This window comes from Pseudomonas sp. SWRI51, from assembly GCF_014268825.1.
Taxonomy (GTDB): domain Bacteria; phylum Pseudomonadota; class Gammaproteobacteria; order Pseudomonadales; family Pseudomonadaceae; genus Aquipseudomonas; species Aquipseudomonas farsensis.
Window position 1 is genome coordinate 1 of the sequence record NZ_JABWRG010000162.1, and the last position, 4177, is coordinate 4177.

Below are 4177 nucleotides of genomic sequence, written 5' to 3' on the forward strand. Positions count from 1 at the left end.
CTACACTGACCGCGTAGACGGCATCGATATGGGATGGGCGAGCTCTGTGGGAGCTGGCGACAGCCTGCGATGAGGCCATAACTGCAAAAACCTGCCCCACACCCCTTCCCTCTCGCAGCTTGTCGCTTGAAGCTCGCAGCTTCGTTATACTTCCCGGCTTTCCCGAACAAATGCCATAGGGTCCCGCCGCGCATGGACAAGACCTACCAGCCGCACGCCATCGAAACTTCCTGGTACAACACCTGGGAGTCCGAGAACTACTTCGCCCCGCAAGGTGCTGGCGATTCGTACACCATCATGATCCCGCCACCGAACGTGACCGGCAGCCTGCACATGGGCCACGGGTTCAACAACGCGATCATGGACGCCCTGATCCGCTTCCGCCGCATGCAGGGTCGCGACACCCTGTGGCAGCCAGGCACCGACCACGCCGGTATCGCCACGCAAATGCTGGTAGAGCGCCAGCTCGAAGCCAAGGGCCAGAACCGCCACGACCTGGGCCGCGACAAGTTCCTGGAGAAAATCTGGGAGTGGAAGGACCAGTCCGGCGGCAACATCAGCCGGCAGATCCGCCGCCTGGGCTCGTCAGTCGATTGGAGCCGCGAACGCTTCACCATGGACGACGGCCTGTCGGACGCGGTCAAGGAAGCCTTCGTGCGCCTGCATGAAGACGGCCTGATCTACCGCGGCAAGCGCCTGGTCAACTGGGACACCAAGCTGCACACGGCAATCTCCGACCTCGAAGTGGAAAGCCACGACGAGAAAGGCTTCCTGTGGAACCTGCGCTACCCGCTGGCGGACGGTGCGAAAACCGCCGAAGGCAAGGACCACCTGGTGGTTGCCACCACCCGCCCGGAAACCCTGCTTGGCGACGTCGCTGTTGCGGTCAACCCGAGCGACGAGCGTTACCAGGCCCTGATCGGCAAGTTCGTTGAACTGCCGCTGGTCGGCCGCCGTATCCCGATCATTGCCGATGACTACTGCGACCCCGAGTTCGGCACCGGCTGCGTGAAGATCACCCCGGCTCACGACTTCAACGACTATGAAGTCGGCAAACGGCACAACCTGCCGCTGCTGAACATCTTCGACAAAAATGCTGCAGTGCTGGCCGCCGTGCAAGCGTTCAACCTCGACGGCAGCGTCAACGACAGCCTGGATACCTCGCTGCCTGCGCAGTACGCAGGCCTCGACCGCTTTGCCGCGCGCAAGCAGATCGTCGCCGATCTGGACGCCCAGGGCCTGCTGGTCAGCATCGACGACCACGGTTTGAAAGTGCCCAAGGGCGACCGCTCCGGCACCGTGATCGAGCCGTGGCTGACCGACCAGTGGTACGTATCGACTAAGCCGTTGGCAGAACCTGCCATCGAAGCGGTGGAAGACGGCCGTATCCAGTTCGTGCCGAAACAGTACGAAAACATGTACTTCTCGTGGATGCGTGACATCCAGGACTGGTGCATCAGCCGTCAGCTGTGGTGGGGCCACCGCATCCCGGCCTGGTACGACGAAGCCGGCCAGGTGTATGTGGGCCGCGACGAAGCCGAAGTGCGTGCCAAGCACAAGCTCGGCGCCGACGTGGTGCTGCGCCAGGACGACGACGTACTCGACACCTGGTTCAGTTCGGGCCTGTGGACCTTCTCCACCCTGGGCTGGCCGGAGCAGACCGAGTTCCTGAAGAAATTCCACTCCACCGACGTTCTGGTGACGGGCTTCGACATCATCTTCTTCTGGGTTGCCCGGATGATCATGCTGACCATGCACCTGATCAAGAACGAAGACGGCACCCCGCAGGTGCCGTTCAAGACCGTGTACGTGCACGGCCTGGTGCGGGATGGCCAGGGGCAGAAGATGTCCAAGTCCAAGGGCAACGTGCTTGACCCGCTGGACATCGTCGACGGCATCACCCTCGACGCCCTGCTGGAAAAACGCACCAGCGGCCTGATGCAGCCCAAACTTGCCGAGAAAATCGCCAAGCAGACCAAGGCCGAGTTCCCTGAAGGCATCGCCAGCTACGGCACCGACGCCCTGCGCTTCACGTTCTGCTCGCTGGCCTCCACCGGCCGCGACATCAAGTTCGACATGGGCCGCGTCGAAGGCTACCGCAACTTCTGCAACAAGATCTGGAACGCCGCGCGCTACGTGCTGGACAAGGGCGAGGACTGCGGCCAGAACGGCGAAGCCTACGAGCTGTCGCTGGCCGACCGCTGGATCATTTCGCAGTTGCAGCGCACCGAAGCCGAAGTCACCCGTCAGCTCGAACAGTTCCGCTTCGACCTGGCCAGCCAGGCGCTCTACGAGTTCATCTGGAACCAGTATTGCGACTGGTACCTGGAGCTGTCCAAGCCTGTGCTGTGGGACGAGAACGCCCCGGTCGAACGCGCCCGTGGCACCCGCCGTACCTTGGTGCGCGTGCTGGAAGTGGCGTTGCGTCTGGCGCACCCGTTCATGCCGTTCATTACCGAAGAAATCTGGCAGCGCATCGCGCCGCTGGCCGGTATCGAAGGCAAGACCATCATGCTGCAACCGTGGCCGGTGGCGAACGAGGCCCGCATCGACGCTGGTGCAGAAGGCGACATCGAGTGGCTCAAGGAACTGATGGTCGGCCTGCGCAACATCCGCGCCGAGATGAACATCGGGCCGGGCAAGCCGCTGCCGCTGTTCCTCAAGAACGCCAACGCCGAAGACCAGCGCCGCCTGCAAGAAAACGAAGCGCTGCTGAAAAAGCTGGCCAAGGTCGAAACCTTCACCGTGCTCGGCGAGCAGGATGAGGCGCCGCTGTCGGCAACAGCCCTGGTGGGTGACTTGCAGGTACTGGTGCCGATGGCCGGCCTGATCGACAAGGACGCAGAACTGGCTCGCCTGAACAAGGAGATCCAGCGTTTGCAGGGCGAGGTGCAGCGTGTCGGTGGCAAGCTGTCCAATGCCGCCTTCGTCGACAAGGCGCCGCCTGCGGTAATCGAGAAGGAGCGCGCCAAGCTTGCCGAGTCCGAGCAGGCGCTGGCCAACTTTACCGAGCAGCATGCGCGGATCGCAGCGCTGTAACATTCAGTGAAGCGCTCGCGGGGCAAGCCCGCCCCCACAGGCCCGCTACTGGCCTTGTGGGGGCGGGCTTGCCCCGCGATGCTTTCAGGACCCGGCAAATGACCCCGAACAAACCCACCCTGCACCCGCGCAACCGCCACCAGGGCCGCTACGATTTCCCGGCGCTGATCAAGGCGCACCCCGACCTTGCCCGCTTTACCATCACCAACCCCTATGGCAACCCGAGCATCGACTTCGCCAACCCCGAAGCCGTGCGGGTGTTCAACCGCGCTCTGCTCAAGGCGCAGTACGGCATTGCGCACTGGGATATCCCGGCCGACTACCTGTGCCCGCCGATCCCGGGGCGCGCGGACTATATCCATGTACTTGCCGACTTGCTGGGCGAGGACAACGCAGGCGAAGTACCGCGTGGGGCGCAGGTGCGTGCACTGGATATCGGCGTTGGCGCCAACTGCATCTACCCGTTGCTGGGCCACAGCGACTACCGCTGGCGCTTCGTTGGCACGGACATCGACGCTGTCGCGCTCGCCTCGGCCAATGCCATCGTGCAGGCCAATAAACTCGACAAGGCCATCAGCCTGCGCCTGCAGGCGCAGCCCAGGCACATCCTCAGCGGCTTGCTGCAGGACGGCGAGCGCTTCGAGGTGACGCTGTGCAACCCGCCGTTCCATGCCTCGCGCGAAGAAGCCACCCGTGGCAGCCAGCGCAAATGGAAGAACCTTGGCAAGCAAGACCCCAAGCGCAAACTGCCGGTGCTGAATTTTGGCGGGCAGAACAACGAGCTATGGTGCGAAGGTGGTGAAATCCGCTTTGTCACGCAACTGGTCAATGAGAGCGTGCAGTACGCACAGCAGGTGCTGTGGTTCAGCAGCCTGGTGTCCAAGGCCAGCAACCTGCCGGCCATCGAGGCGGCGTTGAAGAAGGTTGGCGCCAAGGCGCTGCGCACCCTGGAGATGGGCCAGGGGCAGAAGCAGAGCCGCCTGGTGGCCTGGAGCTTCCACGACGACGAAGCACGCACAGCCTGGCTGTCGGTGAGGCGCTGAGGCAAGTCGCTTTTGACGGTGTAGGAGCGGCCTTGTGCCGCGAAAGGGCTGCGAAGCAGCCCCAGGATCTGAGCATCCACCAGAATCGCAGGGGC

General features: G+C 63.3%; 2 protein-coding genes. Both read left to right on the top strand.

Annotated elements, in window-relative coordinates; all coding sequences use genetic code 11:
- Positions 1 to 192: 192 nt before the first annotated feature.
- Positions 193 to 3039, top strand: coding sequence for a valine--tRNA ligase (locus tag HU720_RS23745; protein ID WP_186523575.1), 2847 nt, complete (start codon positions 193 to 195; stop codon positions 3037 to 3039).
- A 98-nt stretch (positions 3040 to 3137) separates the two neighbouring features.
- On the top strand, positions 3138 to 4082 hold the full coding sequence (gene rlmF, locus HU720_RS23750; RefSeq protein ID WP_186523577.1) for a 23S rRNA (adenine(1618)-N(6))-methyltransferase RlmF: 945 nt from the start codon (positions 3138 to 3140) through the stop codon (positions 4080 to 4082).
- The last annotated feature ends 95 nt before the right edge of the window (positions 4083 to 4177 follow it).